The organism is Vibrio neptunius (assembly GCA_019339365.1).
In the GTDB taxonomy this organism is placed as follows: domain Bacteria; phylum Pseudomonadota; class Gammaproteobacteria; order Enterobacterales; family Vibrionaceae; genus Vibrio; species Vibrio neptunius.
Window position 1 is genome coordinate 2,345,099 of the sequence record CP079859.1, and the last position, 14,536, is coordinate 2,359,634.

Here is a 14,536-nt window from a genome sequence, read left to right on the forward strand (position 1 = left end):
AAAGTGAGCAAAATTTGTAGTTGTTTCACAACGTAAGCAACTAGTGCTTATTGCACAGAGTGTTTATCTTACGTGAGTACACTATCAAGATACTTGCTAACAACATTTCAAATATCCCGCTAACGATAAACATCCCTTTTAAAAAATCCACATTAGAGCTAAGTTCATAATACTCAATGAGAATTGCACACATAAGAATGGACACAGGGTATACTCCCTGCCCAATCAAGCGACGAAAGCCAAATAAGCTTGCTCTTGAGTCCTTTTCAGTTTGCTCAACCCAAAGAATCTGGTTCGCCATATTACCTATTGGAATTAAAGCAGAACGAACAGCGACGAATATGCTGAAGGCTACTAAACTAGCCGTAAAGCTAATCGCAAACCTGCCTAATAAAGCACAAAACAATGTCGTTAGCCCTATCAAGAACAAAGGTTCAATACTTAGCTTTTTTATCGAGTATAAAGTGCCAGCCAATGTCCCTACAGCGAGTAAAAAATTATAGAGTGAAAGTGTTTGCTCGTACGAACCAAAAACCATTAAAACATAAGCAACCAAAAAGGCCGACGCAATACCATTTGCAGTGTTGAAAGCACAGAAAAAGAAAAGTGATGCTTTCAACTTCGGTTTATCAGCTAGAAAGCTAAGGCAAGATCTAATATCTATTTTATTCTTAGTAACAAGATCGCCTTTATTCCATTCCGCTAATATCAAAGCTATCCAAAGTGAAGCAGCAGACAATATAGCGGAAACAACCAAAACTGATGAAGGATCAATATCATTATAAATAATTCCTGCTAAGACAGGACCTATTATCAACGCTCCTTTATTGAAAAAACCTTGAAATCCATAAGCAATTCTTAAATTTTCACCCTCTAATTTCTCCGGAATCCAAGCCATTATAGCAATGTCATTAAAAGAGGAAATGACTGCCCTAATAAATATAAACAAAAATATTAATGTGATAGTCAAACTTTCTTCATAAGACAACATTGCCAAAATTAAATAAACAAATAACAACAATAAACTACAAGAGCTTATCACTTGGCTCTGCCCTATTCTATCAACGATTCGACCAGCAATAAAACTGAGATAAATCGTTGGTGCAATCGCAATGAAGATAGATATAGCCATCACGGATGAACTATTTGAGCCTTCAAAAATAGCGATACTAAAATAGAAGCTTACGACATTATTCATCAAAACCAAACAAGATTCAATTATAAGAAATAAATATATCACAGCAATACCTAGAGTATATTTGTTATAACATCGGTTTGAGCTGACTGGATAAAATCAAAGCCACTATTTGTTAGATAATATATTCTCTATTGTTCGTTCTCTTAAAAAATAAAAAGTTACCTTCAATTTATGAACTCATACTTAAACCTATCACTTATATGCCGATAGGTATATATAGGCATAACAGTTAAATAAAAAACCGACATCTTTTATCCGTTTGGTTTGCCTGGGGAATGCTTGTCAGGATCAGGTACTGAGTGGTCTAACCGTTTTGTTAGCTTAGAGAGCCTCTGTTTTAGTTTTACACTATTCATCATCTATTCCTTTCATTTAGTTATAAAAATACCACTAAATCCTAGCGGCCAAAAAATTTTAAATTTATAACAATTTAAAAACAAATAAATAATTAAATTAATTAAATTAATTATATTCAGCTTAGTGAGTATTGGGGAGATAAATTCATTAAAATCTTCTGTTAATATTAAATAATAAATAAAGAAAAGCGAACTTTTAAACGACAAAGGTAAAATTAATTCTGATTTGGTATGCTACTTGGTCGTAGTGAGATAAATCATAAATAAGCGAGCATCCAACTCAAGTTGATGATAGTCAGGCTCCATATAGCAGCAGAGCTGATAGAAGGCCTTGTTGTGTTCTTTTTCTTTAAGATGGGCAAGCTCGTGAACCACTAGCATACGAAGCAATGGCTCCGGTGCATTCTTAAACACACTAGCAATACGAATCTCATTCTTTGATTTTATTTTTCCACCATGAACCTTAGCCACATAGGTATGCAGCCCCAGAGCATTGTTGATAAGGTGAATTTTGTTATCGTAGATGACTTTGCTCAAAGGCGCCGTCTTCTTCATATAGCGGTTTTTCAGCGCCATTGTATAGTCGAACAGCGCTTTCTCACTCTTTATGGTATGGTTGTCTGGATAACGCTGTTCAAACCAATTTTTTAAGCGGCCGGACTCTACCATCTGAGTCACAGGCGTCACAATATGTTCAGGATACCCTTGGATGTAACGAAGCGCTGGGTTCATAGGATAAGTTTCAGTCAGCTAAATTGGAGACGAGTAAGTCTACCTGAATCACACTTGCCATTCACTGTCTTTTCATTACACTCTGCTGCAAAGAAAGAGGTAGGACATTAACAATGAAAAGACTTGTGCTGTATGTAAAGGATAAATGCCCTCACTGCAAAGATGCACAGCGGTACCTAGACGAAAAGGGTTACGCGTACAGATTAACCAATGCAAAAATGCAACGGGGCAGAAAAGAGCTAGATGCTATTGGAGCACGTTCATTACCCGTGCTCAAAATTGGCGATCGCTATATGATTGGCTGGAACCCCAGAAATTTCGAGAAGATGTATCACTCGAAGTGATCATGCTTCACGCATCGTATTGGCTTCTATAGGTTTTAACGTTGCGTGAAACACTTCATCCAGTTTGTCAGAGCTGATAGGCTTGGTGATGACGTCCGCGCAGCCCTCAGAAATCATCCTTTCTCTCGTCTGTTCGAACGCATCCGCTGTACAGCCAATAATCACGGGGGGATTGGCTAAATTGAGCGACATAATGGCCTTTGTTGCTTTCATGCCATCCATTACCGGCATATGATTATCCATTAAGACACAATCAAAGTGTTGTTGTTGAACTCTCTCAACCGCAAGTTCACCATTCTCAACCACTTCATACTCAAAGCCTTTATTTTTAAGAAATTTGCCTAGGACCAGCGCATTCACTCGAGTATCTTCAGCAATTAACACCCTCAGTCCAGTACCGGCAAAAGGAGAGAGTCGTTCTTGTTTATTATTGCCCTGAAGCACCTTTTTCAAACCGACAGGAACCACAATTGTAAACCTGCTCCCTTTACCCACCTCACTGGTGAGGTTAAGCGTGCCATTCATAGCCTGAACCAAGTCTCTCGTTATCGATAGACCTAAGCCAGTGCCACCGAACCTTCTGGTTGTATCACTCTCAGCCTGTGAAAATGGGTCAAAAATTACTGACTGTTTCTCTGGGCTAATGCCTATCCCGGTATCGGAAACATCAAGATGAAGTTCAATACCCTGACTCTGTTCTACCACATTTAAAGACAACACAATGCTACCCTCAGATGTAAATTTGAGCGCATTACTTAGCAGGTTCTGCAGGATCTGTAGTATGCGAGTCTCATCTGCCACTAGTGCACGGTCGCAAGATTGAGAGTACTCACACTTAAACTCCAGCTGTTTCTCTGCACACAATGGGGCATAAAGTCGAGTCAGCCTTGCAACCACATCTTTCAGCAGAAACTCAACTTTTTCTAGCTCCAGCTTACCCGCTTCAATTTTAGAGAAATCAAGTATGTCATTCAGCACATTTAACATGTGTTTTCCTGAGCCGAGAAATGTCTCCACATACTCCTGTTGTTCCTGGTTGAGTGGCGTATTTTTGAGGAGGTCACCAACGCCAAGAATACCATTCATCGGTGTTCGCAGCTCATGACTCATTGCCGCCAAGAATTGGGATTTTGCGATGTTTGCCGCTTCTGCTTCAATCGCCTTAATCTTCAAAGATTCTTCCAATTCTACGCGCTGGGTAATATCCCTCTCCACCGCCATAAAACCCTCTATCTGCCCGTGCGTAGAGTATAAAGGTGTCAGTGCAATTTCTATCCAGTATGAGCGCCCTTCCTTGTTGTAGTTCAGTAGCTCGAAGAATCCAGGTTCTCTGCGATCTATCATTTGTCGTATTTTTCGTGTGGTTCGCTTATCGGTATCATCGCCCTGAAGCACATCACCAGGCTTTTTACCGATCATTTCTGACAGACAATAACCTGTAAGCTTCTCAAATGCCCCATTGACCCACGTTACCTTGGAATCGAGATCGGTGAACACCACAGCATCGCGCATATGTTTCACCACTCGAGCTAAACGGGCCGATTCCGCCTCACGTATTTTTAGCGACTCAGATTGCTCATAAAGCTGCTGTTCAGATTCCGCTAGCTTGCGAAATGGTGAGACTAAAATTCGTCGCCCAAAAATGAACATAACGACCAATGTCAAACTAGTAGCGATCACCATGCCTACAAACAGGCTGCCCGTTAAATTCGATTCTGCATCAATGACCAGTTGTGGCGAGACAGAATACAACAAAGACAAATCAGTCCCAGCAATAGGAAACCTGTCCATCGTCCAATGGTTAGGAGCTTGCATGTTCCAATTAAGTCTGTTTTGGGCAATGCCAAACCAGTGCATACTGTCAGTGCCCAAGCTTTCAAAAAACTCACTTTCATTCAGTGACGTAACATAAGTGCCTAGCCCTTCAGCATAACCATTGTAAAAAATCGGAGAGCTAACAAGGAGATAATCCCTGCCAGCATGTTGGTAGAGTGAGTACGAAGGCTTTTCCATTAGAGCCTCGTTTTCGATACCGGTCGTGATGAAGGTATGCACAACGTCAGGCAATGTTATCTCCTGATAAACGTTACCACCCGAGAAATCAAAGATGTTTACGTAAGCGGTCGAACCAGAAGACTTGAGCAGCTCAAGTTGATCTTTAAACGCACTCTGATCATTCACTCCTTCTAAGACTGCACCTTTAGTAACGGGGTGAGAGGTCACGTGCTCAAGCCTCTGCTCATGTAATTTTAGAAACTCAAATACATACCTCTCAATGGCAACGAACTTTCCTTTCAAGCTTTCATTTATCAAGATCTGAGCGGTTTCTCTGGCTTGATGTTGAACAAAAACAAAGCTCGCAAGCATAAAAACGCAGGCCCCAACGATGAGAAACAAAGAAAACAGATGCATTCCATTTTTCTTATCAAACTTCAACATAGACCTGCGTTACCTTTGCGTTTTAGATAGACTTAGGAATCAGTTTTACCGCGTTTTTATCGTCATAAGTCGCCATACAGAAATCGTCTGCACCCAAGGCCTCATGCGCGTCAAAATTGTCTTCAGTGAACGGAATGAACGGAGTACGATACTCTTTAATCAGCCCCTGAACTGGCACATCCATCGACTCCAATGCTTGCTTTAGTGCAATTCGGTTTGATTCAGCATCATCAGTTAGCTCCACTGTGCTAGCGGCTTGAAGAAATACCTTGGCCAAATCGTAACCGTGAACAAAACCGGCAGGCGCTTCAATATTGGTATCTTCAAAGTAAGCCGGAAATAGGGTTTGCGCATCCTTGAACACATTCTGATTGAAACGGTTTGGCTCTGAGCTGTAGAAATTGAAACACGATTGAATGAAATGAAGGTTCGCTTTTTCGCGAATAGTGAAAGGCACATCCTGTGCAAACTTACCGCCAGTAATGCCCCAGTGGCTATATATCGGCATTTCCACGTCAACACTGGCCACACTCTCAACAATAAGCTTGCCTTCACGGCTGTTAGCCACCAGCAGAACACAATCGCCTCCGCTCGATTGTGCTTCACGAATCAAGATTCGCGCATCGACATCTTTGATTCCCCAATCAAACCAACTGGTTTTTACGCGCTCGACCAACTCTTCAGGTAAAGCAGACATCATCGCTTTGTAGTTTGACTTGCCCCACCCCGTGTTTTCTAGCATCAAGTGAGGCTGTTTACACTGCTGCTCTAACGCGTAGTTAACCAGTATTTCCCCTACTTTGGAATCGTCTACCGAAAGACGGAATACATAGTTTTCCTCGGTAGAAGGATATCGAGTGATAGGCGTCCCTGCAGCCCAAGGAACCAAGGTCAACATCTTTGATTTATTGATGTACTCTCGGTATTTGATCAATGGCGGAGAATGCAGGCCACCGATGTAAACCAATCCGTCGCTGTCTTTGAGAAAACGCTCCATGTTTTTCTTGCTGCGTAAGACATTTCCTCTATGGTCAGTGGTCACAAACTCTACTGGAATCCCTGATATTTGGTTGCCTTGCTGAGAGAAGGCGACCTTGACTCCATGCTCAATAGAGAGTGCTGATTCCAGATGCCCTGTCCTGTCGGCATCAAGATAGATCTTAAGCACATCGGGTTTTGCAGCCTGTGCCACGCCGACAAACATCGCGACGACTACAATTAAAAATGTCCTAACCATATATATCACCAACCTAGACGTTATCATTTAGTTCTCTAGTTAGCCTAGGAAAGCATGCCGTTTTTTCCAGTAATTTGTTGACTTTAATAAACAAAAAAACAGATTTTATTCACTCTTCAAGATGCAAGCCCGCGTTAACTGTATCAATGGTAATACTGTTACGATGACCTTGAAAAGAAACGTGAACTACACATATTGCTTCACAAACTCGATAAAGGTTCGGTCTGCAATTGAGAGGTAAGCATTCTTTCGCCATGCTAGGGATAAGGCAAGATTAACCGGTTGATCAAAGGGAATAGCCACTACGTCTTTTTCATGCTCTGTCACCAACTTCAAAAGTGCAGTGATTGCAAACTCATGTTTCACAATACTGAGTATCATTGGCAATAGATTCGTTTCAAATGAAAACTTCATTTCTTTGTCGTGTAAACGCGCCTGACTCTCAACAAAATCACGGTGAAAATAACCGGGCTTAAACATGACCAGTTCATGTTTGAAAAACTCTTCAAAGCTGATGCTTTTGTTTTTTGCCAAAGCATGTTCTGGCCCCACAACGGTGACCATTTCTACATTCAGCAAATGATCGGTTTCCAGATCTTCCGGCACATTTTCATCGTCAATCACACCGATATCCAGTTCACCATCCAAAAGCATCCTTCGAATAGAGCGTGTCCCTGCATCAATTAGTGTGAGTTTCAGGTTAGGATAATGCGACTTAAATGCCATCAGGACTTGCGGGAAGAAATAAGAACCTAACATGCTTGGTGCTCCGAGCCGAACTTCCCCTTTTTCAAGCCCTCTCAGTTCATCTATTGCTAACTTAGCATCATCGATTTGTTGCAAGACTCGCTTCGCGTGTTCATAGAGCACCTTACCTTCATCGGTGAGCGTGACACGCCGTTCTTCTCGTCGGAATAATTCTACACCTAATTGTTGTTCAAATTTCTTGATTGAAATACTCAGTGCAGGCTGCGCAATATGCAACGCTTTTGCTGCCATAGTGAAATGGCCATGCTCAGCGACGGCAACAAAGTGTTTTAAGTGTCGGGAGTCCATCAGATACCCATATCAAAAATATATCAACTCTATATTTTTAATATATTTTATTAATCCAGTTATCACTGATATTTTGATCACAATAACTCACTGAATCACTAGAGTAGTCAACAATAATGATCGAACTCGGAAGCCAAGATTACCGACGGGTAACACTGAGCCTTGCCCTCGGCTCATTCATCGTGTTTTGCAACCTATATTTGTTTCAACCTATGCTGCCTTATATGGCTCAGCACTTTGCCGTCTCAGAGACTAAGATTAACTGGCTGTTTGCTGCGAGTACGTTGGCGCTTTCTTTAAGTCTGGTACCATGGGCAGTGGCATCTGAGGCTGTGGGTCGAAAGAGGATAATGCTTACAGGCCTGCTCGCCATGCCTGTCATTGGTATCGGAATGCTCCTGTCTCCTTCACTTCTTAGCTTGGTTGTCATGCGTGCACTCATGGGCGTCGCTTTAGCTGCTTTCGCTTCTGTAGCAGTCGCTTACATGGTGGAAGAGCTGTCGCCTAACGCTTTCGGCCAAGCAATTGGTGGCTATATAGCGGCCAACTCACTCGGCGGCATTGTAGGGCGTATTGTCGGCGGTACTCTCACAGATGCCTTCGGTTGGCAACAAGCCGTCATTGCTATGGCGGTGTTTACCTTGATTGGTGCAATCAGCGTATGTGCTTTACTGCCAAAGCAGAAGCACTTTTCTCCCCAAAAAGGGATGCTTCGCTACCACAACCGTGCATTGGTTAAGCACCTTAAAAATAAAACCGTTTGGTTTGCCATGCTAATTGGGGGGGTAAATTTTGCTTTGTTCGTTAACTTATACTCAGTAATGGGCTTTCGCCTCGTTGAAGCACCACACTCGCTCCCTATTGGCCTAACCTCATTGATTTTTCTCTGCTACTTACCCGGAACCTTGAGTTCAAAACTCACGTCAGTATGGAACCGATATCATCAGCCCATTTCAGGTATGGTTTGCGGCACAATCTTAAGCCTGATCGGTATGGTCGTTGCCTATGTCGATCGGATACCATTTATGATTATCGGGTTAGCACTTATCAGCTTTGGTGCCTTCTTTACACATACGCTGGCCTACGCCTGGGTTAGTCAAAAAGTAAACCAAGCGAAAGCCACTGCAACAGCTCTATACCTCGTCCACTACTACGTTGGTGGTAGCCTAGGAGGCTTTTTCTTAATTTACTGCTGGCAACATGGTGGTTGGGCGTACGTTATCGCAGGCGGAATGCTGTTGTATCTAATGATTTTTACGCTGTGCTACAAACTGAATGTGATTCACCACAGTTCATCAGAGCTGGAGAATGAGGCGACCACTGGTTCAACATCTGAGTTGAAGACAACGCATTCATCTCATTAGAATTATTTCGACGCTTACAGCCCCAAACCGAATCTGGTATTCTTGCTTCCAAATTGAAAATTGGAAGTAAGATGACAACCCCAAGCTCAACCCAAACCATCGCAGAGCATGTTAATCAATGGCTTAACAATGTGGTAATTGGTCTAAATTTGTGCCCATTCGCTGCTAAGCCACAACGCAATAAACAAATAAAAATATTTGTCAGTGAAGCTAAGCAAGAAGAGACATTGCTGGAAGACATCCTCAGCCAACTCATGGAATTAGAATCTAAAACCGCTGAGGAGTTAGAAACCACATTGGTCGTTGTACCAAACATGCTTAACGATTTTTATGACTATAATTTGTTCATTGACTGGGTTGAAGCATTAATCCGGCAGCAAGGCTGGGAGGGAACCTACCAGTTAGCGACATTTCATCCAGACTATTGTTTTGGTGGAGCACAGCCAGATGATGCAGAGAACCTGACTAACCGTTCTCCTTACCCTGTGTTCCATCTTATTCGAGAAGAAAGTATGGAGAAGGTGCTCAAACATTATCCGGACCCTGAATCTATCCCCGATACCAACATAGCTCGCGTTGAATCCCTCAGTCAGGCGGAGTTGGTAAAACTTTTCCCTTACTTGTTTAAACGGTGACCGTGACATGAGTGGAGTCCAATCTCCACTCATCATTTATGAGGCGGGTATGTTTGCCAGAGCACGAACCACAATTCGGTTTCGCCCCCGATTTTTAGCCTGATAAAGCGCTTCGTCAGCCACTAAGATGATCTGATCGAGTGTTCCCTTCTTCGTATCATCCCCTGACTCGATCCCAAAATCAAATTCACACACACCAATGGATACCGTTATAGGGACCCCATCTAGGATAATCTCATTGACAGATTGATGCAGTTTTTCGATCAGTTGACGCCTTTCCAGTTCGGTTCTCTCGGGCAGCCAAACGACAAACTCTTCTCCCCCAAACCGAGCAATGAAGTCTCTTTCAGACAAACAGGACTGAAGTTGTTGCGCGGTTTTCTTTAAAACATCATCACCAATTTGATGACCGTGAACATCATTGACCTTCTTAAAGTGATCAATATCAATCACGGCCAGTGAACCTTTGCCAGAAGCGACCTTCATGCGTTCTATATCAAGGTGGATGGTTTTGAACATACACCGTCGGTTGGCGATGTTGGTCAACGCATCATGATAGGCTTGATACTCTAGCTGGCTATTCAACTTTCGTAGCCGCTCTTCCTGCTTACGGCGGATCAACTCTACTTCCACCCAAGACGCCATTAGCTTGAGTGCATCAATGTCGATATCTTTGAACTTCCTTGGGTAGGGAGACGCAGATGAAAAATTCAGCGTACCAAAAACCTCATCGTCAACAAAAATTGGAATACCAATGTATGACTCTAATCCAAACGCTTGGTAGGCAGGGTGTTTTGCATACTCATTGCTTTCTCCCATATGCTCAATTGATACTGGACCAAATGAACCGCAGGTGATTTGGCAATAAGTAGATTCATAACTAAACGTATCCCCGGGTTTTAGCTCTACCCCCTCCGACGTCACACAATACAGTACAGTGTATAGATCGCCATCAATTCGGGATAAAATACCAATATCCAGATTAAAACGTTCCAAGCCCATCATGATGAGTTGGGTGATCTGAATATCAAATCCTTTCTGATAGTCATTAGTGATCTGATAAAGACGTCTTATGATCTTTTCACTTTCACTCGCTACAACCATATCCTGTCCTGATAGCTGGCATTTGTTATAATTAAGATAGCCTTAATCCGATAATGATATCAATAACCTGACGCAGAAAACGCTGAACAATTGGCCCTCGTAGCATTTATTTTCGTGCTGTAATGGCACGTTTCATGAGGCTTTGTTAGTATGACGTGATAATTACCAAATGCAGGTTAAGTGAATGCACCTATCCAAACTTACTCAAGAAATCTTTGACCATCTTTACCGCGACATTACTGAGTTTCGTACTACTTTCGACTTGCCTGTTGCCTCTCCAGAAAGCTTAGACCAAAAAGCGGATACACTGCATACCTCTTTAGCAGTAGAAGAGCTTACCGAACTGGCAGAAGCTGATAATAAGACAGAACAAGCGGATGCTATCATAGACAGTGTTTACGTTTTGATGGGTCGTCTAGTTCATTTGGGTGATGACAAGGTTGAATCGAACCTTGCGATCAGTTATCTGATTGACCTACTGCTTAATGTTGCCGTTAATCGTGGCATCAACTTTATACCATGTTGGGACGAAGTCCACTCAAGCAACATGAGTAAGGTTTGCCGCAACGAAAAAGAATACGCAGAAACAGAAGCCCATTACGCTGAACAAGGCATTCAATTAATGGCGGTGCAAAAAGGTGATTACATCATCGCAAAATGTGCCGAAGATTTTGTTTCTGAAGCGAAAACTATCCGCCAAGGCAAGGTATTGAAGTCTGTTTACTACCGACCTGCTGATCTGGCGCCGCTAACGGCATAAGTCTCCAGAAAAAAAGCCGCCACCTTCGGAAATCCTTAGGTGGCGGAAGCTGCCATAGTCATAAAAATGGCTTATTGTTGTCAAATGTCCGGTTTCCCTTCGAATTGACTAAGCCTAACAAGAACGAGAATGTATCGTTTTTATTAAAGCTAAACTTATGCCAAGTTTTTACAAAACATAACTTGTTGATTTTTATAATAATGATATTTCCAGCAATTTATGTGGAGTTGAGACTTGCTCAAACATAGTGCGTAACGCACTATATTTGAGAATTGGCTAATGGGGCGATTGCCTGATTAATCAAAGATTAATACCGGTTCTCCGTTAAAATCCGTTTTTTGAACTCGAGTTTTGAATACTTTAGAAAGCTCACTTGGCTCGAATACCTGCTCTACAGAACCTACTTTCTGAATAACGCCTTTATCCAATAATAAAGCCTTATCGGCATGCTTAAGCGTTCGATTAAGGTCATGATTAGACATCAACACAGTGATACCCATATCAGCAACTTTACGAATCAGTTTATAGAGTAACGCTTCCTGACCTATATCCAGTGGCGCCGCAGGCTCATCCAATATAAGAAGCTTCGCATAAGGATTTAGAGACGGCCAGATTTGCAGGCATATCGCACATAACCTCACTCGCTGCCACTCGCCTCCAGACAATTGGTGAATCGAACGATGAAGCTTATCCTCCAGTTCAAGTACATCCACCAGCTCTTTGACGACTTGTTCCACCGCATCATCCAAGTTCAGCACAGAGCTTGGGAGTGACAGTGAAAGATATTGTGAAACCTCAAGGTTGAAAGCAGGACGATCACTCTGGCTCAAAAATCCGCGATAGCTTGCAAGGCTCTCAATGGAGCTACTTTTAACGTCTAAATCAAACATCGTAGCGTCACCCTCAAAGTCTAACAAGCCAGCAACCGCCGTCAGCAAGGTGCTTTTACCACTGCCATTTGGACCAACAACATGAAGCACTTCACCTTTGTCTACAGAAAACGAAAGCGGTAACAAACGTGAGCCAACCGATAAACTATTAACGTGAATCATGATGTTTCACCAGCATCCAGATAAAGACAGGAGCTCCGATGGTTGTCGTGACTACTCCAAGGGGTAGCTCAGCAGATTCTAGGGCGACTCGAGCAATGATATCGGCAAACACCAACAGCATCGCACCAGACAGTGCGGAGATAGGCAGCAAATATCGATTCTCACTACCCAATGCAAGCCTGAGAAGATGAGGAACGATCAAACCAATAAATCCAATCACACCACCAAGTGCAACTGCGCCGCCAACCAGAATCGAAACGGCTAAGATTAACTTCCAGCGCACAGCTTCCACGTCAACACCAAGCTGCTTAGCATGTAACTCACCCATCATCAGCTTGTCTAGTGTCTTACCTTTCATGCATAGCCAAACAAATACAGGGACAAGAGTCAGCGTCAATACGTGGTGATACCAACTTGCCCCCCAATGCTACCCATTAGCCAATACATTAACTGTCTTAAGCTAAGATCGTCACTGAAATAGAATGCCCAGGTGACAATAGCGCCTGTCAAAATGCCTAACGCCACCCCAACCAACAAGAGTCGAGTAGTACTTAAACGCATGACTTTCGCCATTGAAACAAGCAACAGTGTAAACACCAATGCGCCAATGACAGCGGCGATCATAAACCCGATGGGTGTTGCAAGCGCAGGAAGGAAAAACAATACAATGACCATCATGACACTGGCGCCACCAGAAATGCCAAGTACACCGGGTTCTGCCAGAACATTACCAAGTAAAACTTGCAGCACAGCACCAGAAACCGCCAACGAGGCGCCTATGGCAATCGCGGCAAGCAGTCTTGGTAAACGAAGTTGAGTGATCAATTGCTGTTGAAGATTTGTCAGCTCAGAAAAAGGAGAAATGAAGACTTCGCCAACCATCAGATGCGTCGTGGAGAACAGAACTAGCGCAGATAGGATCACAATAAAGTAGCGCTTCCAGCGTTGATGCCTACGGCTTAGTAATTGACTCAGTTCCATGCAGCTTAGATTGGCCTTAAACGGCTAAAGTTATCGGTATAATAAAATAATGGCTTAACGATACCGTTAAGCCATTAAAATAGAAAGCGTCTGTGCTGAGTTTAGACCGTAAACGCCTTAATCGTAGACAAGTTGGCCTTCTTCATAACGCGTTTTCACTGGGCACACCATGAGGGCTGCACGCTGACCAATTGCGACATGACGATTAGGGAATACAACCGCTTCTCCCTCATTTTTCGCCATCAGCGGTTTGTCACCATCGTGACCAAACACTTCGCCGTGCTTAAATGAGGTAAAGTTTTCAACGTCATCATCAAACATGAAATCAAAGTCATCATGCAGACGCACAATAGTTCGGCTGACACGATACATCACAGGAGCACGTGGCAAGTGCTCCGCCTCGCTGGAAGCGATCAAATCCCGCATCGCCAAATCAAAGGCAACCAGCTTATCTAGGTCATTTTCACCGATGCGGGCAACTCGCCCTAGCTCAACTGTCAATGCCTGCGCAGCGAAGTTTTCGGCACTGAACCAACTGAACGTGCTCGATGGTGCGTTAGAAAACATCACCGCATCAATATGTCCGCTTGCGACAAACTCCATCAACGCCTTACTGCGCACTGGGTGGCGTGTTTTCGGGCTCACGACAAAGGTGTAGTGTTTGGACAAACGGATCGCACAATGCAGATCGAGGTGCCAGCGTTGATCAGACGGTGTGTTCTGATAGAAATCAGCAACAATACGTTTCAGATTCTGCGCTATCGCCAGCTCTTTCGTCGGCTCATATTCTTTATCATCAAACAAACGGTTAAGGTTCATTTCAAGAAAACGGGTATGAGCATTGGTTGACTCAGGGTGAGCAATGATGAACAACAAACGTTCTGTTACCGGTTGGAAACCAGATTGGATATCAGAAATGATTTTATCCACCAGTTCCATAGGTGCGGTTTCATTGCCATGCACACCACAAGAAAGAATGATGTGTTTGCTGTTCTCATCCAGCGTTGATGGGATGACTTCCAGAACTCCACGTTGATGCAGCTTGAACACAGTGCCATTGGCAACGGTGATTTCCCCTACTGGCATCTCTTGTTCTAAGTTCAGGCTGTCAAAAAGAAAAGATTGGCGAAAGAGGTTTTTCGTCATGCGCTACTCCTTTATTGCACAGCGGGTATGTTAGTGAATTGTTCAGGCAATTTATGTAGCCACGATCTCACTTATCGAGAGAAAACCGGCACTTCATTGTAAAAAACTCAATTGCCACGCCCGATACCATTT

The 14,536-nt window shown here is 43.1% G+C and carries 12 protein-coding genes and 1 pseudogene; 4 read left to right on the plus strand and 9 right to left on the minus strand.

Annotated features, from left to right (window positions below):
* Nucleotides 1-40: 40 nt before the first annotated feature.
* Both KW548_11080 and KW548_11085 read right to left on the minus strand, forming a co-directional pair.
* Nucleotides 41-1,198: an MFS transporter gene (locus KW548_11080; protein QXX05735.1), complete on the minus strand. Its 1,158-nt coding sequence runs from the start codon at nucleotides 1,196-1,198 to the stop codon at nucleotides 41-43.
* Between the two features lie 590 nt (nucleotides 1,199-1,788).
* The gene (locus KW548_11085) at nucleotides 1,789-2,286 is read right to left on the minus strand and encodes a M48 family metallopeptidase (protein QXX05736.1); all 498 of its coding nucleotides are present in this window, start codon (nucleotides 2,284-2,286) and stop codon (nucleotides 1,789-1,791) included.
* 113 nt (nucleotides 2,287-2,399) lie between these two features.
* On the opposite strand from KW548_11085, the gene KW548_11090 reads away from it, so the two are divergent.
* Nucleotides 2,400-2,630, plus strand: a complete 231-nt coding sequence (locus tag KW548_11090) for a glutaredoxin family protein (protein QXX05737.1) — start codon at nucleotides 2,400-2,402, stop codon at nucleotides 2,628-2,630.
* Here the strand turns inward: KW548_11090 and KW548_11095 are convergent, their stop codons facing one another.
* The 3 genes from KW548_11095 to KW548_11105 all read right to left on the minus strand — a co-directional run bounded on the left by KW548_11095 (nucleotide 2,631) and on the right by KW548_11105 (nucleotide 7,362).
* Nucleotides 2,631-5,069, minus strand: coding sequence for a PAS domain S-box protein (locus tag KW548_11095; protein QXX05738.1), 2,439 nt, complete (start codon nucleotides 5,067-5,069; stop codon nucleotides 2,631-2,633).
* A 22-nt stretch (nucleotides 5,070-5,091) separates the two neighbouring features.
* Nucleotides 5,092-6,306 (minus strand): ABC transporter substrate-binding protein, encoded by a 1,215-nt coding sequence (locus KW548_11100; GenBank protein ID QXX05739.1) that lies wholly within the window; start codon nucleotides 6,304-6,306, stop codon nucleotides 5,092-5,094.
* Between the two features lie 186 nt (nucleotides 6,307-6,492).
* The gene (locus tag KW548_11105; GenBank protein QXX05740.1) at nucleotides 6,493-7,362 is read right to left on the minus strand and encodes a LysR family transcriptional regulator; all 870 of its coding nucleotides are present in this window, start codon (nucleotides 7,360-7,362) and stop codon (nucleotides 6,493-6,495) included.
* A gap of 116 nt (nucleotides 7,363-7,478) precedes the next feature.
* Here KW548_11105 and KW548_11110 point away from each other — a divergent pair, with 116 nt between their 5' ends.
* Nucleotides 7,479-8,726, plus strand: a complete 1,248-nt coding sequence (locus KW548_11110) for an MFS transporter (protein QXX05741.1) — start codon at nucleotides 7,479-7,481, stop codon at nucleotides 8,724-8,726.
* Nucleotides 8,727-8,797: 71 nt separating this feature from the next.
* Nucleotides 8,798-9,361 (plus strand): DUF1415 domain-containing protein, encoded by a 564-nt coding sequence (locus tag KW548_11115; GenBank protein QXX05742.1) that lies wholly within the window; start codon nucleotides 8,798-8,800, stop codon nucleotides 9,359-9,361.
* A gap of 36 nt (nucleotides 9,362-9,397) precedes the next feature.
* On the opposite strand, the gene KW548_11120 is transcribed toward KW548_11115, so the two are convergent.
* Nucleotides 9,398-10,465: a sensor domain-containing diguanylate cyclase gene (locus KW548_11120; protein QXX05743.1), complete on the minus strand. Its 1,068-nt coding sequence runs from the start codon at nucleotides 10,463-10,465 to the stop codon at nucleotides 9,398-9,400.
* A gap of 184 nt (nucleotides 10,466-10,649) precedes the next feature.
* Here KW548_11120 and KW548_11125 point away from each other — a divergent pair, with 184 nt between their 5' ends.
* Nucleotides 10,650-11,225: a nucleoside triphosphate pyrophosphohydrolase family protein gene (locus KW548_11125; protein ID QXX05744.1), complete on the plus strand. Its 576-nt coding sequence runs from the start codon at nucleotides 10,650-10,652 to the stop codon at nucleotides 11,223-11,225.
* A 296-nt stretch (nucleotides 11,226-11,521) separates the two neighbouring features.
* On the opposite strand, the gene btuD is transcribed toward KW548_11125, so the two are convergent.
* The 3 genes and pseudogenes from btuD to KW548_11140 all read right to left on the minus strand — a co-directional run bounded on the left by btuD (nucleotide 11,522) and on the right by KW548_11140 (nucleotide 14,404).
* Complete coding sequence (btuD, locus tag KW548_11130) at nucleotides 11,522-12,277, minus strand: vitamin B12 ABC transporter ATP-binding protein BtuD (GenBank protein ID QXX05745.1); 756 nt, start codon at nucleotides 12,275-12,277, stop codon at nucleotides 11,522-11,524.
* Nucleotides 12,264-13,258: pseudogene (gene btuC / locus KW548_11135) on the minus strand (vitamin B12 ABC transporter permease BtuC). The gene btuD and the pseudogene btuC overlap by 14 nt, the downstream one beginning before the upstream one ends.
* A gap of 117 nt (nucleotides 13,259-13,375) precedes the next feature.
* Nucleotides 13,376-14,404 carry a succinylglutamate desuccinylase gene (locus tag KW548_11140; GenBank protein QXX05746.1) on the minus strand — a complete coding sequence of 343 codons (1,029 nt, stop codon included), beginning with the start codon at nucleotides 14,402-14,404 and terminating at the stop codon, nucleotides 13,376-13,378.
* Nucleotides 14,405-14,536: the final 132 nt, after the last annotated feature.

Coding starts and splice junctions, on each gene's coding strand:
- KW548_11105 (QXX05740.1), bottom strand. CDS start 7,362: ATGGACTCCCGACACTTAAAACACTTTGTTGCCGTCGCTGAGCATGGC.
- btuD (QXX05745.1), bottom strand. CDS start 12,277: ATGATTCACGTTAATAGTTTATCGGTTGGCTCACGTTTGTTACCGCTT.
- KW548_11140 (QXX05746.1), bottom strand. CDS start 14,404: ATGACGAAAAACCTCTTTCGCCAATCTTTTCTTTTTGACAGCCTGAAC.
- KW548_11110 (QXX05741.1), top strand. CDS start 7,479: ATGATCGAACTCGGAAGCCAAGATTACCGACGGGTAACACTGAGCCTT.
- KW548_11100 (QXX05739.1), bottom strand. CDS start 6,306: ATGGTTAGGACATTTTTAATTGTAGTCGTCGCGATGTTTGTCGGCGTG.
- KW548_11080 (QXX05735.1), bottom strand. CDS start 1,198: ATGAATAATGTCGTAAGCTTCTATTTTAGTATCGCTATTTTTGAAGGC.
- KW548_11120 (QXX05743.1), bottom strand. CDS start 10,465: ATGGTTGTAGCGAGTGAAAGTGAAAAGATCATAAGACGTCTTTATCAG.
- KW548_11090 (QXX05737.1), top strand. CDS start 2,400: ATGAAAAGACTTGTGCTGTATGTAAAGGATAAATGCCCTCACTGCAAA.
- KW548_11085 (QXX05736.1), bottom strand. CDS start 2,286: ATGAACCCAGCGCTTCGTTACATCCAAGGGTATCCTGAACATATTGTG.
- KW548_11095 (QXX05738.1), bottom strand. CDS start 5,069: ATGTTGAAGTTTGATAAGAAAAATGGAATGCATCTGTTTTCTTTGTTT.
- KW548_11125 (QXX05744.1), top strand. CDS start 10,650: ATGCACCTATCCAAACTTACTCAAGAAATCTTTGACCATCTTTACCGC.
- KW548_11115 (QXX05742.1), top strand. CDS start 8,798: ATGACAACCCCAAGCTCAACCCAAACCATCGCAGAGCATGTTAATCAA.